We start from the raw sequence: 25307 nt of genomic DNA on the forward strand, positions 1-25307 counted from the left end.
TCGATGTTCAAGAAAATCCTGATCGCAAATCGCGGCGAGATTGCCTGTCGCGTGATCAAAACCGCGCGCCGCATGGGCATTGCCACCGTTGCGGTCTATTCTGATGCGGATCGGGATGCCCTGCATGTCGAAATGGCCGATGAGGCCGTCCATATCGGTCCAGCGCCTGCTGCCGAAAGCTATCTCGTTGCCGACAAGATCATTGCCGCCTGCAAGCAGACCGGCGCCGAAGCCGTTCATCCCGGCTATGGCTTCCTGTCCGAGCGTGCTTCCTTCTGTGAGGCGCTCGAGAAGGAAGGAATCATCTTCATCGGCCCGAAGCCCAAGGCGATCACGGCGATGGGCGACAAGATCGAATCGAAGAAATTCGCCAACGCTGCCAAGGTTTCGACCGTGCCCGGCTATCTCGGTGTGATCGAAGATGCCATTCATGCCGAAAAGATCGCCGCCGAGATCGGCTATCCCGTGATGATCAAGGCATCTGCCGGCGGCGGCGGCAAGGGCATGCGCATTGCCTGGAACGAAGCGGAAGTGCGTGATGGTTTTGACCGGGCCCGCTCGGAAGCGAAAAGCTCCTTTGGCGACGACCGCGTCTTTATCGAGAAATATATCGTCGATCCGCGCCATATCGAAATCCAGGTGCTGGCGGATGCTCACGGCAATGTGGTCTATCTTGGCGAGCGCGAATGCTCCATACAGCGCCGGAACCAAAAGGTGGCAGAAGAAGCACCCTCGCCCTTCCTCGACGAGAAGACGCGCGCCGCCATGGGCGAACAGTCCGTGGCGCTGGCGAAGGCCGTCGACTATCAGAGCGCCGGCACGGTGGAGTTCATCGTCGACCGCGACCGCAATTTCTATTTCCTCGAAATGAACACCCGCCTGCAGGTCGAGCACCCGGTGACGGAACTCGTGACCGGCATCGATCTCGTTGAGCAGATGATCCGCGTCGCCGCCGGCGAGCCGCTACCCTTCGCTCAGAAGGATATCAGGCTGAACGGCTGGGCGATCGAGAGCCGTCTCTATGCGGAAGATCCCTACCGCAACTTTCTGCCCTCGATCGGCCGTCTGACGCGTTACCGCCCGCCGGCGGAAGGCCGCAACGGCGATGTGGTCATCCGCAACGATACCGGCGTCTTCGAAGGTGCGGAAATCTCCATGTATTACGACCCGATGATCGCCAAACTCTGCACCTGGGCTCCGAGCCGGTTGCAGGCAGTGGAGGCCATGGGACAGGCGCTCGACGCTTTCGTCGTCGATGGCATTGAGCACAATGTTCCCTTCCTCGCAGCACTGATGAAACATCCGCGCTGGCGCGAAGGTCGTCTCTCCACCGGCTTCATATCAGAGGAATATCCAGACGGTTTCGCCCCGATGGCGCCTGACGCCTCGGAAGAAGCAGCCCTTGCTGCCATCGCGCTGTCCTGCTCCCTGATCGATACCATCAGGCGTGAAGGCTTCGCCGATCGCCTGCGCCATCCGAACGGCCCCCTACGCGAAGAATGGGTCGTTAAGCTCGGCAGCGACTATGTTCCGGTGAAGCTGGTCGATGGCCTCGTCACCATTCCTTTCGAGATGGAAATGGAAGTCGGCGGCCGCACGGAAACCGTTATCACCGACTGGAGACCGGGGGATGCGGTCTGGCACGGCAGAATCGCCAGCCGACAGGTAACGGCGCAGATCCGTCCGATCCTGAACGGTCTGCGCATTGACTGGCAGGGCCTCTCTGTCAAGGCGCGCGTCTTTACGCCCCGTCATGCCGAGCTTGATCGCCTGATGCCCGTCAAGCTGCCACCCGATACGTCCAAGCTCTTGCTCTGCCCCATGCCCGGCCTCGTCGTCTCGATTGCGGTCGGAGAAGGCCAGGAGGTCAAAGCGGGCGAAACGCTCGCCGTCGTTGAAGCCATGAAGATGGAAAACGTGCTGCGCGCCGAGCGCGACCTCGTTGTCGGGAAGATCAAGGCCGCTCCCGGCGAGAGCCTCGCCGTCGATGCCGTCATCATGGAATTTGCCTGAGGCTTTTTCCCCTTGAGCCGTCCTCGCGGAGCGTGCAAAAGTCGCGCTCACAAATCATGAGGAGATCGAAGATGGATGTTCGCGCCGCCGTTGCCGTTCAGGCAGGAAAACCGCTCGAGGTTATGACCGTTCAGCTTGACGGCCCCAAGGCCGGCGAAGTGCTGATCGAGGTCAAGGCGACCGGCATCTGCCACACCGATGATTTCACCCTCTCCGGTGCCGATCCCGAAGGTCTCTTTCCGGCGATCCTTGGTCATGAGGGCGCGGGCATCGTCGTCGATGTCGGCCCGGGCGTCACGTCGGTGAAGAAGGGCGACCATGTCATTCCGCTCTACACGCCGGAATGCCGCGAATGCCCCTCCTGCCTGTCGCGCAAAACCAATCTCTGCACCGCCATTCGCTCGACCCAGGGCCAAGGCGTCATGCCGGACGGCACCTCGCGATTCTCGATCGGCAAGGACAAGATCCACCACTATATGGGCTGCTCGACTTTCGCCAATTTCACGGTTCTGCCGGAGATTGCCGTCGCTAAGGTCAATCCGGACGCGCCGTTCGACAAGATTTGCTACATCGGCTGTGGTGTCACGACCGGTATCGGCGCCGTCATCAATACGGCCAAGGTCGAAATGGGCGCGACGGCGATCGTCTTCGGTCTCGGCGGCATCGGCCTCAACGTCATTCAGGGCCTGAAGCTTGCAGGCGCCGATATGATCATCGGCGTCGATCTCAACAACGACAAGAAGGCTTGGGGCGAACGTTTTGGCATGACGCATTTCGTCAATCCGTCCGAAGTCGGTGCCGATATCGTCCCCTATCTCGTCAACATGACCAAGCGTGGTGCCGACCAGATCGGCGGCGCCGATTACACGTTCGACTGCACGGGCAATACCAAGGTCATGCGCCAGGCGCTGGAAGCCAGCCACCGCGGCTGGGGCAAGTCGGTCATCATCGGCGTCGCCGGCGCCGGCCAGGAAATCTCCACCCGTCCGTTCCAGCTCGTCACCGGCCGCACCTGGATGGGCACGGCCTTCGGCGGTGCGCGCGGCCGCACCGATGTGCCGAAGATCGTCGACTGGTACATGGAGGGCAAGATCCAGATCGATCCGATGATCACCCACACCATGCCGCTCGAAAAGATCAACGAAGGCTTCGAACTCATGCATTCCGGCAAGAGCATCCGCAGTGTGGTCCTCTATTGATGGCTGCTGTTGCCTACACGGCCGATCTCAAAAGCCTCGATGAGCTCTCCGCACGGGAGCTCTACGATCTCTTGCGGATGCGCGTGGACGTCTTCGTCGTCGAGCAGAACTGCCCCTATCCGGAACTCGACGGCAAGGATATCGATGCCCTGCATCTGCGGCTCATGGACGGTGACGAACTGATCGGCTCGACGCGGCTCCTGAAGCCCTACAGCGTCGAGCATCCGGTAAAGATCGGCCGCGTCGTCGTCTCACCTGCCCATCGCGGCAAGCGGCTCGGCGAGGCGTTGATGAAGGAATCGATCGCAGCCTGCGAAAAGTTCTTCCCGGCCAATTCCATTGCGTTGTCGGCACAGGCGCATCTGCGCCGCTTCTACGAATCTTTCGGCTTCGTCAAAACCTCGGAGGAATATCTGGAAGACGGCATTCCCCATATCGACATGGTTCGCCAGCTGGCTACCCAGCCAGCGTGAGGATATCGCCATGATCTATGTCGATGCCGACGCCTGCCCTGTAAAGCCTGAAATCCTGAAAGTGGCCGAACGTCTCGGCATGGAAGTGACTTTCGTCGCCAATTCAGGCCTGCGTCCCTCCCGCGATCCGATGGTGCACAACGTTATCGTCTCTAACGCTTTCGACGCCGCCGACAACTGGATTGCCGAACATACCGGCCCGACAGACGTGGTCGTAACCGCCGACGTGCCCCTCGCGGTTCGCTGCGTCGCCAAGGGCTCCTTCGTCACAGGTCCGACTGGTCGCGTCTTCGATGAGACTACTATCGGCATGGCAAGTGCCATGCGCGATCTCGGTGCGCACCTGCGCGAAACCGGCGAGAGCAAGGGCTACAATGCCGCCTTCAGCCCGAAGGATCGCTCACGTTTCCTCGAAACCTTCGATCGTCTCTGCCGCAGGGCGAAAAGCGCCTGAGCCTCAAGCGGAAATCGGGTGGCATGGCAGCCATGCCAATTCCTAGCTTGAAGTGAGCCGTTCCCTCGTCCATATGAGCTGTGACGCAGACGACTGCGGCGCTCGGGCGTTCCGGGTCGCAAAAGTCGCGGGGACGGCCTCGCTCTTAACAAGGAGAGTATGATGGCCTGGTTCCTGCTTTTTCTCGCTGGCCTTTTTGAATGCGGTTGGGCAATCGGTCTGAAATATACCGATGGTTTCACCCGCCCGATGCCGACGATCCTCACGGTCGTTTCGATGGTGGTGAGTGTCGTGCTGCTTGGTCTTGCCGTCAAAACCCTGCCGATTGGCACCGCTTATGCGATTTGGACCGGTATCGGCACGGTCGGTACCGTGCTGCTTGGCGTCTGGCTTCTGGGGGACGCAACGAGCGCCTCCCGCCTGATCTGCATAACGCTGATCGTCGCCGGTATTGCCGGCCTCAAACTGACGGCCTGACAAGGCGCAATCTGAATGAAAAGGCTGCGGGCGCTGAACCCGCAGCCCCTTTTGTCTCTGAGATGCTTTAGGCCGCCGCGTTTCTATTGTCGACAGACCATGCACCTGCGCCCGCAAAGAATATGTAGAGGAAGACGAAGCAGAACAGGATGGCGGCATCGCCCTGGTTGATCGCCGGGAAGAAGCTGCGTGGCATATGTGCCATGAAATAGGCTATCGCCATTTCACCGGCCAGCAGGAAGGCCACCGGTCGCGTTGCGAAACCGATCAGCACCAGAAGGCCGCCGACGAGTTCCAGTAATCCCGCAACCACGAACAGTGTGGGCAGCGGACCATCGCCCTGGGCGGCCGGAAAGCCGAAAAGCTTCATCATACCGTGCTCGATGAACAGAAGCGCGGTCATGATTCTGAGAGCGGCCAGACCATAGGGGCGGTAGGCAGAAAGACGCTCGAAAGTGGACATTAAGACTCTCCTTAAGGATGTACTGCCGAGCGTTACCGCGTCTCCAGGGGGGATTGAAGACACGGATTGCTGACAGGTGTTCACAACTTCGACAGTGGGCAAACACCTGAAGAGACAGTTATTCGCTCAGAGCGGAATGTTGTCGTGCTTCTTCCAGGGATTGCTGAGATCCTTGTTCTTCAGCATCTTCAGGCCACGCGCCAGTCGCCGGCGCGTCGAATGCGGCATGATCACTTCATCGACATAACCGCGTTCGGCGGCCACAAAGGGCGACAGGAAGCGGTCCTCGTACATTTTCGTGTGAGCGGCAATCTTCTCGGGATCGGCAATGTCCTTGCGGAAGATGATCTCGACCGCACCTTTGGCGCCCATGACGGCGATCTGCGCCGTCGGCCAAGCATAATTCAGGTCACCGCGCAGATGTTTCGAGGCCATCACGTCATAGGCGCCGCCGAAGGCCTTGCGGGTGATGACTGTCAGCTTCGGCACCGTCGCCTCTGCATAAGCAAACAGCAGCTTGGCCCCATGCTTGATAAGGCCGCCATATTCCTGCGCCGTACCCGGCAAGAAGCCCGGCACATCGACGAAGGTGACGATCGGAATGTTGAAGCAGTCGCAGAAGCGCACGAAGCGTGCAGCTTTCCGGGAAGCGTCGCTGTCGAGCACGCCAGCGAGCACCATCGGTTGGTTGGCGACGAAACCGACCGTGGAGCCTTCGATGCGCCCGAAGCCGCAGACGATATTCTTGGCAAAGCTCGCCTGGATCTCGAAGAAATCCCCCTCGTCCGCAACCTTCTGGATCAGTTCCTTGATGTCGTAAGGCTTGTTGGCATTGGCCGGGATCAGCGTATCCAGCGAATTATCGGCGTCAGTCACCGACTGGTAACATTCGATCTCGGGCACCGGCGACGTGTTGGATTGCGGCAGGAAATCCACAAGCCGGCGCACCTGCAGGAGCGTATCGACATCATTGTCATAGGCGCCGTCGGCGATCGACGAACGCGTTGTATGAACCACCGCGCCGCCAAGCTCCTCTGAGGTCACCGTCTCGTTGGTGACGGTCTTCACCACGTCGGGACCGGTGACGAACATGTAGGACGTATCACGCACCATGAAGATGAAATCCGTCATCGCGGGTGAATAGACGTCGCCGCCGGCACACGGCCCCATGATCACGGAGATCTGCGGAACAACACCTGAGGCCAGCACATTGCGCTGGAAGACTTCTGCATAACCGCCAAGCGCCGCCACACCTTCCTGAATACGCGCCCCGCCCGCATCGTAAATGCCGATGATCGGCGCACGGTTCTTCAGCGCCATATCCTGCACCTTGATGATCTTCTCGGCATGAGCTTCCGAGAGCGAACCGCCGAAGACGGTGAAATCCTTGGCGAAGACGAAGACGGTGCGGCCGTTGACGGTGCCCCAGCCGGTCACCACGCCATCGCCGGCAATGCGGCTCTTGTCCATGCCGAAATCGGTGGAGCGGTGCTCGACGAACATGTCGAACTCCTCAAAGGAGCCTTCGTCGAGGAAGAGATCGATGCGTTCGCGCGCCGTCAGCTTGCCGCGCTGGTGTTGCGCGTCGATACGTGCCTGCCCGCCACCGAGACGGGCGATATCACGGCGGCGTTCGAGCTCTTCCAGAATGTCCTTCATGATCTCCCCTCGCCGCTTTCCGCGGTATGTAGCAATTCCGGCAAAGTGTGCAGCGGTTTTCGCGTCCGGAAGAATAAAGCTACCGTCCGCTGAGTGCGAAGGCGGAGCGTATGCGCGCTGCGATATCTTCCGCCAGAATCTCATCTGCCAGATTAGGATCGGCGGTCAAGCTTGTGACTTCGAAGGAGGTGACGGCGATGACGGATCCGTCCTCCACGGAAGCGGCATCGATGCTGACCTTCGCGACGTTGCGGTCTTTCTGGAAGCCGAGCCCCTTCTGGACGGAAACAATGCGGATGGTCAGCACCACCCGCGGCAATTCGGTCGTGCGGACTGTGGCACGGATGGCGGCGTTGACGCGGTCGCTGATGCCGGAGAGCAACTCTGCCGACATCGTCGTGCTGGATAGCACGACGGCGCTGCGCACGTCATATACGGGCTTTTCCTGCTTCTTCGGCATAAGGTTGGCGCAGGCCGTCAGCGCCACGCAAACAAGCGCTATCAGGCAAAATCTCGACCTCGGCCAGTTCATTCCAAATTCCTGCATATCCCGTCTGGAATCGCAGATTTCGTCATAAAGCCCATCAAAGCAATATGATTCAGGCCCTTAGCGCGAAAAAAACATCCGTTGCTGCTTTGAAATCTTCAAAACGCTTGGCGCGGCGCTGCTCGGCTTCTTCGTCGCTTCCCCAGTGCTCGATGGTCCAGTCTTCGTCGAGATGAGCGAGCGACCAGGCTTCTGCAGGCGTGATCTGCCCTTCGGCGATCGCGAGCGCCAGAAGTGCCGAACCGGTCAGCGTTGTCACCGTATGGAGAGATGCAAGCTCGAGGGCGCTATCATGCCTGCGCAGCGCTGAGCCGAAGGCGGCGATCGCCTCACGCGGCTGCTCGTGATGCATGACGCCTTCGACGAGGATGAAGCGCGCACCGAGATCGGCTGCCGCCCAGTCGAGCACCGGATCCCAGCGCTCGGTCTGCCGCTCTACCAGCTCTTGCGGACTATCGGCGCGGTAGCAGAGCAGATCGCTCGAGGAGAAGCGCAGGATGTCTTCGAACACGGCCTGCGTGTCGGTCGCCACGCCGTCGATCGCCGTATTGACGAGGCGCGTGACCGGCATCAGCGTCGGGTCGATCACCTCAGCCTGCGCATCCCATTCGGTGGCGATAAGCTTTGCCAGTGCCTCATTCGGCACGGCCAGCACTTGCCTTGCGGGCGTGCGCACGGCCTTGCCATCGAGCGCAATGGCGAAGCCTTCCTCGTGCGGAGCCACGGAAACCGTCTGATAGAAACGCTTCGGCAGCGGTTTCTTCATCTGGATCTGCGCGCGGCGCACAGGATCGGGATGGCTCAGATCTTCGGAAAGGTCGTTCAGCAGGTCGCGCATGGGCTCACCTCAGGAAAAATGGCGCAATATCTCATTTGGATGGTAGGCGATCGCATCGGCGCCGTTGGCGATCAGCTCATCCACGCTGGCATAGCCCCAGGCAACGCCGATCGCCTTGGCGCCGGCAGCCTTTGCCATTTGCATATCGTAAACCGCGTCGCCAATGACAATGGCATCGACCGCATTCATGCCGGTTTCGTCGCAGCATTCCCTCACCATGGCCGGATGGGGCTTGGAGGGGCAATCGTCGGCGGTGCGCGCGACGATGAAATGCTTGTCGAAACCGTGCGTCTCCATCACCAGCTTCAGCCCTCGCCGGGATTTGCCGGTCACGGCGCCGATCAGCAGATCCTCACGCCCGCTGATCGCGTCGATCATCTCGCGGATGCCGGGAAACAGCGGTTCCCGGTAATCGAGATCCTGACGCACGACCGTGAACAGCGATTTGTAATGTGCCGTCATGTCGATATCTTCTTGCTCGACATGTGGCCTGCCCTGCATGCGGGCAATCGCGATATCGAGCGTCAGGCCGATAATCGCCTTTGTGTCTTCGAACCGCGGTTCCGCTTTCCCGAATTTCGCAAACGTGCGGCGCATGGTTTCGTGGATCAGCCCGGCACTGTCGACCAGCGTGCCGTCGCAATCAAAAAGCGCAAGTTTCATTCTTCGTCATCCAGGATCGGGGCGGAATTCTCATCGAAACCGAGCAGGTTCCAGCTCTGCACCATATGCGGCGGCAGAGGCGCGGTGACGCGCAGGCGCCCGCCGGAGGGATGGGGGATGTCGATATGGCGGGCGTGCAGATGCAGCCGCTTTTGGATGCCGCCGGGAAAATCCCAGTTCGGATCCTCGTCGAAATATTTGGGATCGCCGATAATCGGATGGCCGATATGCAGCGCATGGACGCGCAGCTGGTGCGTGCGGCCCGTATAGGGCTCCATCTCCAGCCAGGCGAGACGCTGGGCCGCCGTCTCGATAATGCGGTAATAGGACACCGCATGATCAGCGCCGTCCTCACCGTGTTTGGCAATCCGCATGCGGTCGCCGTCAGCCGTCTGTTCCTTGACGAGCCAGGTCGAGATCTTGTCTTCACGCTTGCGTGGCACGCCCTTCACCAGCGACCAATAGGTCTTCTTGGTGTCGCGCTCACGGAAGGCGGCGGTCAGTTTCTGGGCCGCACCGCGTGTGCGGGCAATGACGAGCACTCCCGACGTATCGCGGTCGAGGCGGTGAACGAGCCGGGGCTTCTCGCCCTTGGGGCTGGTCCATGCTTCCAGCATCTGGTCGATATGGCGCGCCACGCCTGAGCCGCCCTGCACCGCAAGGCCGGCCGGCTTGTTGAGCACGATCACCTTGGCATCCTCATGCAGCACCATGCGCGCGAGAAGTTCGGCATCACCGGAATGTTTGAGATCCCTGCCGGCGATCGGGCCGGATTTGACCTTGGAGTCGACATCGAGCGGCGGCACGCGCACCATCTGGCCGGGCTGGACGCGCGCATCGGTTTTGACCCGTCCGCCGTCGACGCGAACCTGGCCGGAGCGCAAGAGCTTCTGAAGCTGGCCGAAGCCCAGACCCGGATAATGGATCTTGAACCAGCGGTCGAGCCGCATGCCCGCTTCGTCGGGATCCACCTTGATGTGTTCTATGCCTGCCATGGAATACTTTCGGAAAATACGGGCGCGATCAAAGCCAGCGCCTCTCTTGCCGCTGCCTTTAGAGCATTTTTCAGAAAACGGAAATCGGAATCGAATTCAGAGCAATACGCGCATCAGGTCGAGGCCGGCCATGACGGCCGCCATCGAAAACCCAACGCCTATGGCAATAGGTACCGCCGGCAAAAACATCGCCGCGCTCGAAGAGCGAGATCGCATCCAGCGAGAAAGCGGAGAAGGTGGTGAAACCGCCGAGAATCGCGTCTGTGGAATTCTTACCATCCAGTAAAATATGAAGGATTTTCTTAAGCGGAACACGAGGGTTGTGGCGGTATGACAGCCCCATGACACAACTTGCTTCCATATCCGCGAGCACTGCCGCCCTCGCTTTCGAGTCCCTGCGCATTCCTCAGCGTGTGGCGACCGGCACGGCTGCGCGCGAGGCCCGCAAGCTGGCGGACCGCCAGCTCAATCAGAGCGGCGAAGATCCGGAAGAACCTACCAGCGTCATCCAGAATACCGAAGTGGCACTCGATCTCATGACCAAGGGCTTTCACCAGCCGCAGGCGGGCTTGAAGCAGGCCCTTCAGTCCTACGAAGACGTCTGAGAGCTAGTTCCTGCTCAGAGGAGCAAAGCCGCGCGATGCCGCGGGCTTTTTGTCTGGCGCTTTTATTTGCCCTGCGCCGACAGCACGTTCAGCACCAGATCGACCTTGCCCGCCTTTTCGAAAGTCAGCGTAACCGGCACCTTGTCGCCCTGCTTGAAGGGCGATTTTACCTGGAGGAACATCAAATGCAGGTTTCCGGACGCAAGTTCGACGGTCTGGCCGGCGGGAACGACGATACCGTCCTTCAACTGGCGCATCTTCATCACATTGTCCTGCATCGCCATTTCATGGATCTGCACTTCGCCTGACATAGGCGACGTGACCGAAACCAGATGGTCATCGGCCGAACCGTTGTTCTTTACCGTGAAGCCGCCACCGCCAACGGGCTGGCCGGGCAGCATCGCCTTGGCGAAACCGCCGGAGATTTCGAGATCGCCGAGCTTCACCACGTCGCCACCCATGGGTATGTTCATGGAGCCCATATTGCCCATGTCCATGCCCTGCATGTTGTGATGGTCCTGGGCAAGCGCGGATCCGGCAAAGCCGCAAACGCAAAATAGGGCAGTAAAACCGAACGTTCTGGCAATCTTCATCCAAATATCTCCTCGCTCTGCGCCGCGTTAGCCAATTTTGCCCGCAAATGCAAAAGCCCATTTGCCGCTGATCGCAACCGGCTTCTTTGAGCCGCGACAAAAATTTGTACGGTCGCGACATTTCGCTTGCCAAGGCCCGCTGCCCCCGGATAATTGCCGCAACCTTGTTGGGAGAAGCCGGTTCGCGATACCGGTGCCGAAGGAGCAACCGCCCCGGAAACTCTCAGGCAAAAGGACCACAAGGGGCAGACGGAACTCTGGAGAGAGACGTTCTCGGAACGTCCGCCGAAGGGATAACAATCTCAGGCACAGGGACAGAGGGGGCTCAAGGAGACAAGGCGCAGCCGCGCCTTCAGTTTTGAGCCCGCGCCGGATTTCCGGCGCAAACCCCGGAGGCGTCGTTTGGACGATACTGCTGCCCTTAAGAAAACCCCGCTTCATGCGCTTCACCTGTCGCTCGGCGCCCGCATGGTGCCGTTCGCAGGTTACGACATGCCGGTACAATATCCGGCCGGCGTCATGAAGGAGCACCTGCAGACCCGCAACGCTGCTGGTCTTTTCGATGTCTCCCATATGGGTCAGGTCGTCATCAAGGCGAAGTCCGGTAAGTATGAAGATGCAGCTCTTGCGCTTGAGAGCCTTGTGCCGGTCGATATCCTGGGTCTTGCCGAAGGCCGTCAGCGCTACGGTTACTTCACGGACGAGAATGGCGGCATCCTCGACGATCTGATGATCACCCATCTCGACGAGCATCTTTTCGTCGTCGTCAACGCCGCCTGCAAAGAGCAGGACGTCGCGCATCTGCAGAAGCATATCTCCGACACCTGCGATATCACCGTCCTCGACCGCGCGCTGATCGCCCTTCAGGGGCCGCGCGCGGTGGAAGCGCTGGCCGAACTCTGGGCCGATGTCGCTGCCATGAAATTCATGGATGTGCGCCACTGCCGCCTGCACGATGTTTCCTGTCTCGTCTCGCGCTCGGGCTATTCCGGCGAAGATGGTTTTGAAATCTCCATTCCCGCCGACAAGGCCGTAGATGTCACCAACCGGTTGCTCGAGCATCCCGATGTCGAGCCGATCGGCCTCGGCGCCCGTGATTCGCTGCGCCTCGAAGCCGGCCTCTGCCTCTATGGAAATGATATCGATACGACGACCTCGCCGGTTGAAGCCGCCATCGAATGGGGCATGCAGAAGGCTCGCCGCACCGGCGGTGCCCGCGCCGGTGGTTTTCCGGGTGCCGAACGCATTCTTGGCGAACTGGACAAGGGCGCTTCCCGCAAGCGTGTCGGCCTGAAGCCCGAGGGTAAGGCGCCGGTGCGCGGCCACGCCAAGCTCTATGCCGACGCCGAGGGCAAGACCGAGATCGGCGAAGTCACCTCGGGCGGTTTCGGTCCCTCCGTCGAAGGTCCCGTCGCCATGGGCTATGTGCCGGTTTCTCACGCCGCACCCGGAACGCAGATCTATGCCGAAGTGCGCGGCAAGTACCTGCCCGTGACGGTCTCTGCCCTTCCGTTCATCACGCCGACCTACAAACGCTGACCTTAATTGCGAGAGGATTTTTCCATGCTGAAGTTTACCCAGGAACATGAATGGCTGAAGCTCGAAGGCGACGTCGCGACCGTCGGCATCACCACCTACGCTGTCGAGCAGCTCGGCGACCTCGTTTTCGTGGAATTGCCTGAGGTCGGCGCCACCTTCTCCAAGAATGACGATGCGGCGACCGTCGAATCCGTCAAGGCTGCCTCGGAAGTTTACTGCCCGCTCGACGGCGAGATCGTCGAAGTCAATCCGGCGATCGTTGCCGATCCCTCGCTCGTCAATTCGGATCCGCAGGGCGCCGGCTGGTTCTTCAAGCTCAAGCTGAAGAACCTCTCCGATATCGACGGCCTGCTCGATGAAGCGGCCTATAAGGAGCTCACTGCGTAATGACGACGCCTACCGAATTCCAGTTCACCGACTATCAGCCCTATGACTTCGCCAACCGTCGTCATATCGGCCCCTCGCCGTCTGAAATGTCGGATATGCTCGGTGTCATCGGCTACAAGAGCCTCGATGCGCTGATCGATGCAACTGTGCCGCCTGCCATCCGCCAGAAGGCGCCGCTCCTCTGGGGCGCGCCGATGACGGAGCGCGAGGCGCTCGACAAGCTGCGGGAAACTGCCAACAAGAACAAGGTTCTGACCTCGCTGATCGGCCAGGGCTATTACGGCACGATCACGCCGCCGGTCATCCAGCGCAACATCCTGGAAAACCCGGCCTGGTACACGGCCTACACGCCCTACCAGCCGGAAATCTCGCAGGGGCGTCTCGAAGCGCTCCTGAACTACCAGACGATGATCTGCGACCTGACGGGCCTCGATGTCGCGAACGCCTCGCTGCTCGATGAGGCGACGGCTGCTGCCGAAGCGATGGCCATGGCGGAACGCGTCGCCAAGTCGAAGGCAAAGTCCTTCTTTGTCGACGCCGACTGTCATCCGCAGACGATTGCGCTGATCCGCACCCGCGCCGAACCGCTCGGCTGGACGGTTATCGTCGGCAATCCCTTCACCGATCTTGATCCTGTCGACGTCTTCGGCGCGATCTTCCAGTATCCGGGCACGCACGGTCATGTGCATGATTATACTGGCCTGATTTCCCGCCTGCACCAGACGGGTGCGATCGCCGTTGTCGCTGCCGATATCCTGTCGCTCACGCTGCTGAAGTCGCCGGGCGAAATGGGCGCCGATATCGCCATCGGTTCCTCGCAGCGCTTCGGCGTTCCGGTCGGCTACGGTGGCCCGCATGCGGCCTATATGTCGGTCAAGGATGCTATCAAGCGCTCCATGCCCGGCCGTCTCGTCGGCGTCTCTGTCGATGCCCGCGGCAACCGTGCCTACCGCCTGTCGCTGCAGACGCGCGAGCAGCATATCCGCCGCGAAAAAGCGACGTCGAACATCTGCACCGCGCAGGTCCTGCTCGCCGTCATGGCCTCTATGTACGCCGTCTTCCATGGTCCCAAGGGCATCAAGGCGATCGCTCAGCAGGTCCACCAGAAGGCCGTGCTGATGGCCAAGGGACTGGAAAAGCTTGGCTACAAGGTCGAGCCGGAAACCTTCTTCGACACGATCACCGTCGATGTTGGCCACATGCAGGGCCTGATCCTGCGCGCGGCCGTCGCCGAAGGTGTGAACCTGCGCAAGGTGGGCGAGACGAAGATCGGCATGTCGCTCGACGAGCGTACGCGTCCGGCAACGCTGGAAGCCGTCTGGCGCGCCTTCGGCGGCAATTTCCAGATCGCCGATTTCGAACCGTCCTATCGTCTGCCGAAGGATCTGCTGCGCACCAGCGAATACCTGACGCATCCGATCTTCCATATGAACCGCGCCGAAAGCGAAATGACCCGCTACATCCGCCGGCTCTCCGACCGCGATCTGGCGCTCGACCGCTCCATGATCCCGCTCGGCTCCTGCACGATGAAGCTGAACGCGACAGCCGAAATGCTGCCGATCACCTGGCCGGAATTTTCCGACATCCATCCGTTCGTGCCAGCCGACCAAGCGCTCGGCTACCGTGAAATGATCGATGATCTCACGGAAAAGCTCTGCGCCGTCACCGGCTACGACGCTTTCTCGATGCAGCCGAACTCCGGCGCGCAGGGCGAATATGCTGGCCTCTTGACCATCCGCAATTACCACATTGCCAACGGCCAGGGGCACCGCGACGTTTGCCTCATTCCGACCTCGGCGCATGGCACCAACCCGGCGTCTGCTCAGATGGTCGGCATGAAGGTGGTTGTCGTCAAGGTGCGTGAAAACGGTGATATCGACCTCGACGATTTCCGCGCCAAGTCCGAGCAGTATGCGGATAATCTCTCCTGTTGCATGATCACCTATCCCTCGACGCACGGCGTGTTCGAGGAAACGGTCAAGGAAATCTGCGACCTCGTGCATAAGCATGGTGGCCAGGTCTATCTCGACGGCGCCAACATGAACGCCATGGTTGGCCTGTCTCGCCCCGGTGACATTGGCTCCGACGTCTCGCACCTCAACCTGCACAAGACTTTCTGCATCCCGCATGGCGGAGGCGGTCCCGGCATGGGCCCGATCGGCGTCAAGTCGCATCTGGCACCTTACCTGCCCGGCCATCCGGAAACGGACGGCCGTTCGGGTGCGGTTTCCGCGGCAGCCTTCGGCTCGGCTTCCATCCTGCCGATCTCCTGGAGCTACTGCCTGATGATGGGCGGCGAAGGCCTGACGCAGGCAACGAAGGTGGCGATCCTGAATGCCAACTACATCGCTGCCCGCCTCAAGGGCGCCTACGACGTGCTCTACAAGTCGGCTGCCGGCCGCGTGGCACATGAATGCATCATCGATACCCGCCCGCTGGTCGACAGCGCCGGCGTCACCGTCGATGACGTCGCCAAGCGTCTGATCGACTGCGGGTTCCATGCGCCGACCATGAGCTGGCCGGTTGCGGGGACGCTGATGATCGAGCCGACCGAGTCCGAAACCAAGGCCGAACTCGACCGCTTCTGCGAGGCGATGCTGGCGATCCGTCAGGAAGCCCGCGACATCGAGGAAGGCCGTTCGGACAAGCTGAACAACCCGCTGAAGAACGCCCCGCATACGGTCGAAGACCTCGTCGGCGAATGGGATCGCCCCTATTCGCGCGAGCAGGCCTGCTTCCCGCCCGGCGCTTTCCGTGTGGACAAGTACTGGTCGCCGGTCAACCGCGTTGACAACGTCTATGGCGACCGCAACCTGATCTGCACCTGCCCGCCGGTCGAGGCTTATGCCGAGGCTGCCGAGTAACCATCGGGCCAAGCCCAACGGCTGAGCAATCCGAGCCCCTTCCATCATGGGAGGGGCTTTCTAATTCTGATAGAGAATGCAAGAGGAAACCCCATGACCCAGGATCAAAGCGAAGCAAGAATGCAGGCGCCCTGGTCGAAACCTGTGCTCGTTGCCCTCGACGAGCCCGGCCGGTATGTGACAATCGATACCACCCAGGCTGCGTCTTGGGCGATGATCGAGGATTGGCCGATCGAGGATGGCGCCGCGCTCGACCAGGCGCTGCTGGTCTGCGCCGATGTCATCAAGGGCAAGCGCACCGGCGAAGATGCACGCAGGGCATTCATCGCGGCAGCAGTTGAAGCAGGCCTCGATATCAAGAGCTGAATGGCCACACGCCCGCAATGGTGGCAATGACGGAATGCAGGCAGATTTTTTCGAGATTCTACGAGGGCCGGTGAACTATTTCGGCTCCGCCGCGTAAGTAGCTTTGCTGGATGCTGCACAGCCAGCATGGAGAAGGGTTGCCTGCCCCTGTACTGGGCGCCCTTCTCCTTCATCAGCCTTGTTGCAGCAGAGGTTAACCTTACCCCCTAACCGTCGATCGAAGCTTCGCTCGCTTGCGAGCGTCATTTCTGCCATAGAGACATCACGCCCCTCGTAGCTCAACGCAAGAGCAGCTGTCTGGTTTGCAGCCGATCCAGGTTCAATTCCTCGGCAGGGGCACCAGTTTTCCGGTCCCCCTGCTCTTCTTCAACGCTGAAGCATGCCGGTTCGCAACTTAGAAGCGCTCGCCGACCATATTTTCGCTCTTGACCCACAATGCCTTCGCCGTCTCGGGATCGAGCGCATAGGGACGCACGCCCTCGGAAATCGGGCTGATTTCCGCGTCCGTTACTTCAGAGACGTGGCAGTTCTCGCAATATTTGCCGCCGACCTCGTCTGCCGGGGCAACAAAACCGGCCCAGACCGAAGTTGCCGCGCCCTGCGGTACCGTCTTCCACTCGAAAGGCGGCTTGCCTTCGGCGGCAAGGGCCGCGTTGATCTGTGCCATCATGCCCTCGATCATGGTGGGGTCAAGGTGGCGGCCGAGTTCGGTATGGATGCCGCCGGGATGCAGTGCCGTCGCACGGATGCCGCGCTCCTTGAGGCGCCGGTCGAGTTCGACTGCGAACAGGATATTTGCGGTTTTCGACTGGGCATAGGCCGCCCAAGGTTCATAGGTCCTGTTCTCAAAATTGAGGTCGTCGAGGCTGAAGGGCGCCATGCGGTGACCCGACGACGCGACGATGACGACGCGCCCGCCCGATTTGATGAGCGGCGCGATGCGATTGATGAGTACGAAATGACCAAGATGATTGGTGCCAAACTGCGTCTCAAAACCATCGGCAGTGCGGCCGAAAGGCGCGGCCATGACGCCGGCATTGGCGATGACGACGTCAAAGGGGCGGCCATCGGCAAGGAGCGCATCCGCAGCGGCGCGCACGCTTGCGAGCGACGCAAGATCGAGCTCGACGATATCAAGGCTGCCGCCGTTGGCCACCTCGGCGCGCACGACCTCGGTTGCCGCCCTCGCCTTTGCAAGGTCGCGGGCGGTGCCCACCACCTGAGCCCCATGGGCGGCCAGTACGCGTGCGGTTTCTACGCCGAGGCCGGCGGAAACGCCCGTCACCAGGACGCGCTTGCCCGAGAGGTCGACGCCGGCGAGCACCTCGTCGGTCGTCGATGTTGCGCCAAAATGTCCATTCATGATTATCTCCTTGATCAATGGACGCACCGCTCCGAGCTGGTGGACCATTGCCCACCGGCCTCTAATGGAATAAAAGGAGGATGCCTCCAGATAAATACGGAGGGTGCCTCCGTTTATCAAGGGGACGTCCCGGAAATGGCCGAAAAAAGTGACGGGTCCGCCGCCCGAAAGCCGCGCGCGGATGCCGAACGCAATCGAATTCTGCTGATCGAAACGGCCAAGATTGTCTTTGCCGACAAGGGTTCCAGCGCTAGCCTCGAGGAAATTGCCCGTTCCGCAGGTGTCGGCATCGGTACGCTCTATCGCCACTTCCCGACCCGCGATGCTCTGGTTTCTGCCGTCTACCGCAATGAGACGGCGCAGCTTGCTGCTGCTGCAAAGAGCCTTACCGAGATGCATCCGCCCGTCGAGGCGTTGCGGCTGTGGCTGGTGCAGTTCGTGGACTATGTTGTGGCGAAAAAGGGCATGTCCGAGCTGCTGGATTCGCTTGTTGGCGGCACATCCGAGCTCTATGCGGAGTCCGTTGCCCCGATCACCGATGCCGTCAATCTGCTGATCGACCGTGCAACGGTGTCCGGTGAAATCCGCCTGACGATGGATCCGCTCGACCTTCTGCGCGCGCTCGCCGGTGGCGCAAGCATCAGCTGTGGCCCCGCCTGGCGGGAGGCGGCACGGCAGCTCATCGATATCCTGATTGCGGGCATGAAAGCCAACCGCTGAGGCTTCGTACCATTACGGCACAGCCGTTCTCAATTCCTTCTCCTTTCGCTAACCGAAGCCTTTCAGCTTTCCCTAAATCCTTGCCGGTAAAACACCTGGTGTCCGGAAACAGGGAAACGGTCGATGAGCATTTCTGCAATCACGCATACGGCTCTCTCGGGAATGCTCGCACAGACGAGGCGCGCAGGCGCGGTCGCCAACAATGTCGCCAATGCGAGCACGCCGGGCTATGGCCGGCTGAACACCAGCTTCCAGTCCTTCGAACCCGCAGGCGTTCAGGCTGATGTCACCGAGACGGATCAGCGCGTGGATTTTGCGACAGAGCTCACCGATCTCATCGAGACCGAGCAGAGCTACAAGGCAAATGCCACGGTTTTCGAGACGGGCGCCGATCTCTGGGACGTCTTGATGAGCATCAAGCGCGACTAAAGCGCCTCGGGCTTTCAGACAATCGAATAGGCCACGGAGCCGAGTGCCACGGCGCCGAAAGCGATCAGCATATAGCTCGTCGCGCGGCCAACCCTGGCCGTGAAATCGCTCGATAACCGGTCCCGTGCAACGCTGACGGCTGCACTCAGACAGAACCACCAGAGCAGCGACCCGATAAAGACGCCGGAGACGATCACGGCCGAGCTGTATCGGCGTGTCTCCTCTGTCAGGCCAAACCCGGCAAACAATGCGCCGAAAGACAGGATCGTCGCCGGATTTGAGATGGTCAGCAGGAAGGTTGAAATGGTCGTATGCAGAAAGTCGGCCGCATCGATCTTTGCCGCCTTCACGATCCCCCTGTTCTGCAGTCCGCGCCAGCCGAGCCAGAGCAGCATCATTCCACCGCCGAGTGCCAGCGGAATGGTGGCCGTCGACATGGTCTCCGAGAAGACCGCAAGCCCGGCAACCGCGACCAGCGCATAGGTCGCGTCACCCAGTGCCGTTCCGAGCCCGCCGGAAAAGCCGAACCAGAAGCCCTTCTCGAGGCTGCGATTGATGCAGAGCGTTCCAATCGGCCCGAGCGGCGCGGTGATGATGACACCCAGCAGGGCGCCTTTCAGGAATAGAAAGAGCATTGTCCGCTTTTCTTCTTCTTGGTCGCTTGTCGGTCTTCGGACAGGCTCGTCAAAATCAAAAGGCCGCCAATTATGGCGGCCATCAGGCAAATTCAACGAAAAAATGCTTAATGCTGCGCTGGAACCACAGCATCGCCGCGTGCAGCAAGCGCTGCGAGATCGGCAGGTTTGAGTTCCACGGATTCGCCGCAGCCGCAGGCCGAGGTCTGGTTCGGGTTGGTGAAGGTGAAGCCGGACCGCAGCGTGGTCGTTTCGAAGCCGAGTTCGGTGCCAAGGAGGTAGAGAACGGCCGATGGCTCGATCCAGACCTTGGCGCCATCGCGCTCGATCAGATCATCCTTGGCATTGGGCTCGGTCACCATGTCGATGGTATATTCCATCCCGGCGCAGCCGCCCTTCTTGATGCCGACGCGAATGCCCTTGGCATCCGGTCCGCCGTTCGCAACGATCGCCTTCACGCGGTCTGCGGCGGCTGTCGTCATGCTCATCACTGCAAAGCCCATCGGCTCTTCTCCTTCCACAACCGGGTTCAAGATCCGGTGCTTCGTGATTCAAATGTAAGGCGATGACCTTAATCGATCAATACCAGCCAACCGCGACCTGCGCCTCTTCGGACATGCGGTCCGGTGTCCACGGCGGATCGAAGGTCATTTCGACTTCGACGCCCGAAACGCCTTCGACGGCGCCGACGGCATTTTCTACCCAGCCCGGCATCTCGCCGGCAACCGGGCAGCCCGGTGCCGTCAGCGTCATGACGATCTTGACCATGCGGTCGTCTTCGATGTCGATCTTGTAGACGAGGCCGAGCTCGAAAATATCTGCCGGAATTTCCGGATCGTAGACCGTCTTGAGAGCGCCGATTACGTCATCGCTGAGACGCGCCAGTTCCTCTTCGGGAATGCTGGAATGCACGATGCCTTCGCGCACGTCGATCTTCTCTTCATTCAGGCTCATGGCTTCTTCCTCAAGCAAAGAACTTGCGCGCATGGTCGAGCGCATCGGCAAGCGCATCCACCTCGGCGCGGGTATTATACATGCCGAAAGATGCCCGGCATGTGGAGGTCACGCCGAAGCGTTTCAAGAGCGGCATGGCGCAATGCGTGCCGGCGCGAACGGCGATACCCCGGCGGTCGATAACCATCGAGACGTCGTGGGCGTGGATGCCCGCAAGCTCGAAAGAGAAGATCGCGCCCTTGCCCGGTGCACTGCCGAAGATGCGCAGCGAATTGACCGCCCGCAGCCGTTCTTCCGCATAGGCCGTCAGATCCGCCTCGTGGGCTGCAATATTCCCGCGGCCGATCTTGTCCATATAGTCGAGCGCATAACCAAGCCCGATCGCCTGCACGATCGGCGGCGTGCCGGCCTCGAAACGGTGCGGCGGATCGTTGTAGGTGACGATATCCTCGGTCACTTCGAAGATCATCTCGCCACCACCCTGGAACGGCCGCATCTCCTTCAGCCGATTCTTCTTGCCGTAGAGCACGCCGATGCCTGAGGGACCATAGAGCTTGTGGCCGGTCATGACATACCAGTCACAATCGATATCCTGCACGTCGACGGGCAGATGCACCGCGCCCTGCGAACCGTCGATCAGGACCGGAATGCCGCGCTCATGGGCGATGCGGCAGACTTCCTTGACAGGAACAATGGTGCCGAGCGCATTCGACATATGGGTGATCGCGACGAGCTTGGTCCTGTCGGTCAGGCTCTTCTCGAATTCTTCGATATGGAAGGCGCCTTCATCGTCGACCGGCACCCAGACGAGCTTGGCACCCTGCCTCTCGCGGATGAAATGCCAGGGCACGATATTGGAATGGTGCTCCATGATCGTCAGCACGATCTCATCGCCCTCGCCGATCTTGGGCATGCCCCAGCCGTAAGCGACCGTGTTGATCGCCTCGGTCGAGTTCTTGGTGAAGACGATGTCGTTGATATCAGGTGCATTTAGGAAGCGGCGCACCTTTTCGCGCGCTGCTTCATAGGCTTCCGTCGCCGCATTGGAGAGGTAGTGAAGGCCGCGATGCACATTGGCATATTCGTGGCCGTAGGCATGCGAGATCGCATCGATCACCGCCTGCGGCTTCTGGGCGGATGCGCCGTTATCCAGATAGACCAGCGGCTTGCCATGCACCTTCTCCGCAAGGATCGGGAAATCCCTGCGGATGGCTTCTACATCATAGGCGGTTGCCGGTACGATCTTGTCCATGGCGCTGTCCGATCAGGCGTGCTTGTCCAGCCAGGCCGAGATGACGCCTTCCAGCGCCTCGACCAGGGCTTCGTCTTCCAGTTCTTCGACGATCTCGGCAACGAAGGCGTTGACCAGCATGGCGCGCGCCTTCTTCTCCGGGATGCCGCGGGCCATCATGTAGTAGAGATGGTCGTCGTTGATATCGGCAACCGTCGCACCATGGCCGCACTGGACGTCGTCGGCGAAGATTTCGAGTTCCGGCTTGACCGAGAACTCGGCATCGTCCGACATCAGCAGCGTATTGCAGGCCATCTTGGCATCGGTCTTCTGCGCATCGGGTGCGACACGGATCATGCCCTGGAAGATCCCTTTGGCACGATCGAAGACGACATTGCGGATCACTTCGGTCGAACCGGTGTGCGGCACGTCGTGGCCGAGCACCATCGTCACGTCGGTATGCGTGTCGCCGCCGAGCAGATTTATGCCGCGTAGTGTGAGATCGGCGCCTTCGCCTGTGACCTTGAGGTTCAGCTCCTGACGGACCAGCTTGCCGCCGGCGTTGATGACGAAGAGCTTCAGTTTGGCATCAGTGCCGAGATCGACGCGGATCTGGCCGAGATGCGTATCTTCGGTCCCCTGCTGCTGCAGGATGATCCAGGTCAGCTCCGTGCCCTCGCCGACCGTAATGTCACTGACATGCGACACGAGCGCGGCATCGCCAGTCATCGACTGGTGACGCTCGATGACGACACCCTTCACATTGGCGCCGAAGGCAACCGGCAGGCGGGTATGAACATCGCCCCCGGCATGCACGAACTGGATTTCCAGCGGCTCTTCAAGCTCGGCGCCATCTGGCACCTCGACGGCGTATCCGTCCTTGACGAAGCTGCCATTGATGCGGCCGACCGCATCGTCACGACCGAGCGCGTCGAGGCCCGCGACAGCCGAGCCGTCCGTCAATTGTTCCGAATAGGGGAAAACCGTCAACTCGCCGACTGAGGCCTTGTTGACAGCCCTGCCCTGAATGACGGCAAGAACCGGAGAACCCTCGACCAGCGGCTCCAGCGCTTCGGAGCCGGCGTCACCGGCAGGAGCCGGAACGGTGCGCAGCAGGTTCTTGAGGTCCGTATAGTGCCAGGCCTCAATGCGGCGTGTCGGCAGGCCCTGCTTCTTCAGATCGTCGAGCAGTCGGTCGCGCAGCGCAGTCACCGCGCCATTGCCCGGCAGTTCGCCGATCTTTTCGTTGAACGCTTCGATCAGCGCCGTTTCGGCCGCTGTCAGGCGGCTCGTCGTTTGCATGTTCATGGACGTCGTCCTTTCCGCCACGGTCAGGCTGCGGCGCCGATGATATCGGCATAACCGTTGGCTTCCAGCTCATGCGCCAGCGTCTTGTCGCCGGACTTGATCACCTGGCCCTTGTAGAGAACGTGGACGGTGTCCGGCACGATATAGTCGAGCAGGCGCTGGTAGTGCGTGATGACGACGACAGCGCGATCGGGCGAACGCAGCGCGTTGACGCCATCGGCAACGATCTTCAGCGCGTCGATGTCGAGGCCGGAATCGGTTTCGTCGAGCACGCAAAGCTTTGGCTCGAGCAGTGCCATCTGCAGAATTTCGGCGCGCTTCTTTTCACCGCCGGAGAAGCCGACATTCAGCGGGCGCTTCAGCATATCCTGGTTGATCTGCAGCTTGGCCGCAGCGTCCTTGACGCGCCGCATGAAATCCGGCGTCGTCAGCTCGTCTTCACCGCGCGCCTTGCGCTGCTCGTTCATCGCAACCTTCAGGAACTGCATCGTGGCAACACCTGGAATTTCGACCGGATATTGGAAGGCCAGGAAGATACCTTTGGCAGCACGTTCGGCAGCGTCAAGCTCGAGGATGCTCTCACCATTATAGAGGATATCGCCTTCGGTCACTTCATAGTCTTCGCGGCCGGAGAGGATATAGGAGAGCGTCGACTTGCCGGAGCCGTTCGGGCCCATGATGGCGGCAACTTCGCCGGCCTTCACGCTAAGGTTCAGGCCACGGATGATCTCGGTGCCGTCTTCGGCGATGCGGGCATGAAGGTTCTTGATTTCAAGCATCTTTATTCTTTCCTGTTATCCGGCAGGTTTCAAAGACCCACCCAATTGACCGTCGCACCGGTCTCGATCCGTCATCCTCGGGCTTGTCTCGAGGATCTAAGCCTTCAATTGTAATCGCTCCACCCCCATGTGTTGGGATATGGCCGATAGATATTCTCGATTTCATCGATCCGTCGCAGAGGCCTTCGGCCGCAGCAGATCCTCGGGACAAGCCCGAGGATGACGGAGCCGTATTTAGCCGACCGAGCCTTCCAGCGAAATGCTGATCAGCTTCTGCGCCTCGACGGCGAATTCCATCGGCAGTTCCTGCAGGACTTCCTTGACGAAGCCGTTGACGATCAGCGCGATCGCCGCTTCCTCGGGAATGCCGCGCTGCAGGCAATAGAAGAGCTGATCTTCGGAGATCTTCGAGGTGGTTGCCTCGTGCTCGAACTGCGCCGTCGAATTCTTCGCCTCGATATAAGGCACTGTATGCGCGCCGCACTTGTCGCCGATGAGCAGGGAGTCGCACTGCGTGAAGTTGCGGGCGTTCGTGGCACGCCGGTGGGCCGAAACCTGACCGCGATAGGTATTCTGCGAAACACCGGCAGCAATGCCCTTGGAGATGATGCGGCTCGACGTGTTCTTGCCGAGATGGATCATCTTGGTGCCACTATCGATCTGCTGATGGCCGTTGGACACGGCAATCGAATAGAACTCGCCTCTGGAGTCATCGCCGCGCAGGATGCAGGACGGATATTTCCAGGTAATTGCCGAACCGGTCTCGACTTGCGTCCAAGAGATCTTCGAGCGGTCGCCACGGCAATCGCCACGCTTGGTGACGAAGTTGTAGATGCCGCCCTTGCCGTCCTTGTCGCCAGGATACCAGTTCTGGACCGTCGAATACTTGATCTCGGCATCATCAAGCGCGATCAGCTCGACCACGGCGGCATGTAGCTGGTTCTCATCGCGCTGCGGCGCAGTGCAGCCTTCGAGGTAGGACACGTAAGCGCCTTCCTCGGCGATGATCAGCGTACGCTCGAACTGGCCGGTATTCTTCTCGTTGATACGGAAATAAGTAGAAAGCTCCATCGGGCAACGCACGCCCTTCGGCACGAAGACGAAGGAGCCGTCGGTGAAGACCGCCGAGTTCAGCGTCGCATAATAGTTGTCGGTCGTCGGAACGACGGAACCGAGATATTTCTGCACCAGTTCGGGATGTTCGCGGATCGCTTCGGAGATCGACATGAAAATCACGCCGGCCTTCTTCAGCTCTTCCTTGAAGGTCGTCACGACCGAGACGGAATCGAAGACCGCATCGACGGCGATTTTCGACTTCTCGACGCCGGCGAGAATTTCCTGTTCCTTCAGCGGAATGCCGAGCTTTTCGTAGACCTTGAGGATTTCGGGATCGACTTCGTCCAGCGACTTCGGACCCGAAGTGCTCTTCGGTGCCGCATAATAGTGGATCTCATTGAAATCGATCTTCGGATAGTTGACGCGGGCCCAGGTCGGCTCTTCCATCGTCAGCCAGCGCTTGTAGGCTTCCAAGCGCCATTCGAGCATCCATTCCGGCTCCTGCTTCTTGGCGGAGATGAGGCGGATGATGTCTTCGGACAGGCCCTTGGGTGCCTTGTCCATTTCGATGACGGTTTCAAAGCCGTATTTATACTGGTCCACATCGATCTGACGAACGCGATCGACTGTTTCCTGGACAGCAGGCATGTCGTTCTCCAATCTCGCCGGAGAAAAGGTCCGGCAGCTTGTCGTGCGG

The 25307-nt window shown here is 60.3% G+C and carries 26 protein-coding genes, 1 tRNA gene, 2 pseudogenes and 1 riboswitch; of the genes and pseudogenes, 13 read left to right on the forward strand and 16 right to left on the reverse strand.

Annotation, left to right across the window (positions count from 1 at the left end; translation table 11 throughout):
• Window positions 1-3 precede the first annotated feature (3 nt).
• The 5 genes from EV281_RS03720 (at window position 4) to sugE (ending at window position 4616) form a co-directional block, all read left to right on the forward strand.
• Window positions 4-2013: an acetyl/propionyl/methylcrotonyl-CoA carboxylase subunit alpha gene (locus tag EV281_RS03720; protein WP_132651569.1), complete on the forward strand. Its 2010-nt coding sequence runs from the start codon at window positions 4-6 to the stop codon at window positions 2011-2013.
• 71 nt (window positions 2014-2084) lie between these two features.
• Window positions 2085-3212 carry an S-(hydroxymethyl)glutathione dehydrogenase/class III alcohol dehydrogenase gene (locus EV281_RS03725; protein ID WP_132651570.1) on the forward strand — a complete coding sequence of 376 codons (1128 nt, stop codon included), beginning with the start codon at window positions 2085-2087 and terminating at the stop codon, window positions 3210-3212.
• A complete protein-coding gene (locus EV281_RS03730; RefSeq protein WP_132651571.1) occupies window positions 3212-3685 on the forward strand; it encodes a GNAT family N-acetyltransferase in 474 nt (157 codons plus the stop codon). Before EV281_RS03725 ends, EV281_RS03730 begins: the two co-directional genes overlap by 1 nt.
• A gap of 10 nt (window positions 3686-3695) precedes the next feature.
• The gene (locus tag EV281_RS03735) at window positions 3696-4139 is read left to right on the forward strand and encodes a YaiI/YqxD family protein (protein ID WP_132651572.1); all 444 of its coding nucleotides are present in this window, start codon (window positions 3696-3698) and stop codon (window positions 4137-4139) included.
• Window positions 4140-4301: 162 nt separating this feature from the next.
• Window positions 4302-4616: a quaternary ammonium compound efflux SMR transporter SugE gene (sugE, locus tag EV281_RS03740; RefSeq protein WP_132651997.1), complete on the forward strand. Its 315-nt coding sequence runs from the start codon at window positions 4302-4304 to the stop codon at window positions 4614-4616.
• Between the two features lie 67 nt (window positions 4617-4683).
• Here the strand turns inward: sugE and EV281_RS03745 are convergent, their stop codons facing one another.
• The 7 genes and pseudogenes from EV281_RS03745 to EV281_RS31545 all read right to left on the reverse strand — a co-directional run.
• The gene (locus tag EV281_RS03745; protein ID WP_132651573.1) at window positions 4684-5079 is read right to left on the reverse strand and encodes a DoxX family protein; all 396 of its coding nucleotides are present in this window, start codon (window positions 5077-5079) and stop codon (window positions 4684-4686) included.
• A gap of 126 nt (window positions 5080-5205) precedes the next feature.
• On the reverse strand, window positions 5206-6738 hold the full coding sequence (locus EV281_RS03750; RefSeq protein ID WP_132651574.1) for an acyl-CoA carboxylase subunit beta: 1533 nt from the start codon (window positions 6736-6738) through the stop codon (window positions 5206-5208).
• A gap of 79 nt (window positions 6739-6817) precedes the next feature.
• A complete protein-coding gene (locus EV281_RS03755) occupies window positions 6818-7270 on the reverse strand; it encodes a hypothetical protein (RefSeq protein ID WP_132651575.1) in 453 nt (150 codons plus the stop codon).
• 67 nt (window positions 7271-7337) lie between these two features.
• Window positions 7338-8123 (reverse strand): ATP12 family chaperone protein, encoded by a 786-nt coding sequence (locus EV281_RS03760; RefSeq protein WP_132651576.1) that lies wholly within the window; start codon window positions 8121-8123, stop codon window positions 7338-7340.
• A 9-nt stretch (window positions 8124-8132) separates the two neighbouring features.
• Window positions 8133-8786, reverse strand: coding sequence for an HAD-IA family hydrolase (locus EV281_RS03765; protein WP_132651577.1), 654 nt, complete (start codon window positions 8784-8786; stop codon window positions 8133-8135).
• Window positions 8783-9781 (reverse strand): RluA family pseudouridine synthase, encoded by a 999-nt coding sequence (locus EV281_RS03770; RefSeq protein WP_132651578.1) that lies wholly within the window; start codon window positions 9779-9781, stop codon window positions 8783-8785. Before EV281_RS03770 ends, EV281_RS03765 begins: the two co-directional genes overlap by 4 nt.
• 96 nt (window positions 9782-9877) lie before the next feature.
• Window positions 9878-10034 (reverse strand): annotated as a pseudogene (locus EV281_RS31545) (CrcB family protein); the annotation flags it as partial.
• Window positions 10035-10122: 88 nt separating this feature from the next.
• Here EV281_RS31545 and EV281_RS03780 point away from each other — a divergent pair.
• Window positions 10123-10386: a hypothetical protein gene (locus EV281_RS03780; RefSeq protein WP_132651579.1), complete on the forward strand. Its 264-nt coding sequence runs from the start codon at window positions 10123-10125 to the stop codon at window positions 10384-10386.
• 62 nt (window positions 10387-10448) lie between these two features.
• Here the strand turns inward: EV281_RS03780 and EV281_RS03785 are convergent.
• Window positions 10449-10841, reverse strand: a pseudogene (locus tag EV281_RS03785) (copper chaperone PCu(A)C); the annotation flags it as partial.
• Window positions 10842-11136: 295 nt separating this feature from the next.
• Window positions 11137-11228, forward strand: a riboswitch (glycine riboswitch).
• A gap of 153 nt (window positions 11229-11381) precedes the next feature.
• Between EV281_RS03785 and gcvT the strand changes: the two are divergent.
• The 5 genes from gcvT to EV281_RS03810 all read left to right on the forward strand — a co-directional run bounded on the left by gcvT (window position 11382) and on the right by EV281_RS03810 (window position 16477).
• Window positions 11382-12518, forward strand: coding sequence for a glycine cleavage system aminomethyltransferase GcvT (gene gcvT / locus EV281_RS03790; RefSeq protein ID WP_132651581.1), 1137 nt, complete (start codon window positions 11382-11384; stop codon window positions 12516-12518).
• A gap of 24 nt (window positions 12519-12542) precedes the next feature.
• Complete coding sequence (gcvH, locus tag EV281_RS03795; protein WP_132651582.1) at window positions 12543-12905, forward strand: glycine cleavage system protein GcvH; 363 nt, start codon at window positions 12543-12545, stop codon at window positions 12903-12905.
• Window positions 12905-15769, forward strand: a complete 2865-nt coding sequence (gene gcvP, locus EV281_RS03800) for an aminomethyl-transferring glycine dehydrogenase (protein ID WP_132651583.1) — start codon at window positions 12905-12907, stop codon at window positions 15767-15769. Before gcvH ends, gcvP begins: the two co-directional genes overlap by 1 nt.
• Before the next feature lie 120 nt (window positions 15770-15889).
• On the forward strand, window positions 15890-16135 hold the full coding sequence (locus EV281_RS03805; RefSeq protein ID WP_165911846.1) for a DUF982 domain-containing protein: 246 nt from the start codon (window positions 15890-15892) through the stop codon (window positions 16133-16135).
• A gap of 266 nt (window positions 16136-16401) precedes the next feature.
• Window positions 16402-16477, forward strand: a tRNA-Thr gene (locus EV281_RS03810).
• 52 nt (window positions 16478-16529) lie between these two features.
• On the opposite strand, the gene EV281_RS03815 is transcribed toward EV281_RS03810, so the two are convergent.
• Window positions 16530-17498 (reverse strand): SDR family NAD(P)-dependent oxidoreductase, encoded by a 969-nt coding sequence (locus EV281_RS03815; RefSeq protein ID WP_132651585.1) that lies wholly within the window; start codon window positions 17496-17498, stop codon window positions 16530-16532.
• Between the two features lie 135 nt (window positions 17499-17633).
• On the opposite strand from EV281_RS03815, the gene EV281_RS03820 reads away from it, so the two are divergent.
• Together EV281_RS03820 and EV281_RS03825 are read left to right on the forward strand one after the other, a co-directional pair.
• Window positions 17634-18218: a TetR family transcriptional regulator gene (locus tag EV281_RS03820; protein ID WP_132651586.1), complete on the forward strand. Its 585-nt coding sequence runs from the start codon at window positions 17634-17636 to the stop codon at window positions 18216-18218.
• A 123-nt stretch (window positions 18219-18341) separates the two neighbouring features.
• Window positions 18342-18647 (forward strand): flagellar basal body protein, encoded by a 306-nt coding sequence (locus tag EV281_RS03825; RefSeq protein WP_132651587.1) that lies wholly within the window; start codon window positions 18342-18344, stop codon window positions 18645-18647.
• 14 nt (window positions 18648-18661) lie between these two features.
• Here EV281_RS03825 and EV281_RS03830 read toward each other — a convergent pair whose 3' ends face one another.
• The 7 genes from EV281_RS03830 to sufB form a co-directional block, all read right to left on the reverse strand.
• Entirely contained in the window at window positions 18662-19282 is a 621-nt protein-coding gene (locus EV281_RS03830; RefSeq protein ID WP_132651588.1) for a LysE family transporter, read from the reverse strand.
• A 107-nt stretch (window positions 19283-19389) separates the two neighbouring features.
• Entirely contained in the window at window positions 19390-19785 is a 396-nt protein-coding gene (gene sufA / locus EV281_RS03835) for a Fe-S cluster assembly scaffold SufA (RefSeq protein ID WP_132651589.1), read from the reverse strand.
• A 76-nt stretch (window positions 19786-19861) separates the two neighbouring features.
• The gene (locus EV281_RS03840; RefSeq protein ID WP_132651590.1) at window positions 19862-20236 is read right to left on the reverse strand and encodes an SUF system Fe-S cluster assembly protein; all 375 of its coding nucleotides are present in this window, start codon (window positions 20234-20236) and stop codon (window positions 19862-19864) included.
• Window positions 20237-20246: 10 nt separating this feature from the next.
• Window positions 20247-21488, reverse strand: a complete 1242-nt coding sequence (locus EV281_RS03845) for a cysteine desulfurase (RefSeq protein ID WP_132651591.1) — start codon at window positions 21486-21488, stop codon at window positions 20247-20249.
• 12 nt (window positions 21489-21500) lie between these two features.
• Entirely contained in the window at window positions 21501-22775 is a 1275-nt protein-coding gene (sufD, locus tag EV281_RS03850; protein WP_132651592.1) for a Fe-S cluster assembly protein SufD, read from the reverse strand.
• 23 nt (window positions 22776-22798) lie between these two features.
• Window positions 22799-23554, reverse strand: coding sequence for a Fe-S cluster assembly ATPase SufC (sufC, locus tag EV281_RS03855; protein WP_132651593.1), 756 nt, complete (start codon window positions 23552-23554; stop codon window positions 22799-22801).
• A gap of 234 nt (window positions 23555-23788) precedes the next feature.
• Window positions 23789-25258, reverse strand: coding sequence for a Fe-S cluster assembly protein SufB (gene sufB, locus EV281_RS03860; protein WP_132651594.1), 1470 nt, complete (start codon window positions 25256-25258; stop codon window positions 23789-23791).
• Between the last annotated feature and the right edge of the window lie 49 nt (window positions 25259-25307).

Source organism: Rhizobium sp. BK418 (assembly GCF_004341105.1).
Taxonomy (GTDB): domain Bacteria; phylum Pseudomonadota; class Alphaproteobacteria; order Rhizobiales; family Rhizobiaceae; genus Rhizobium.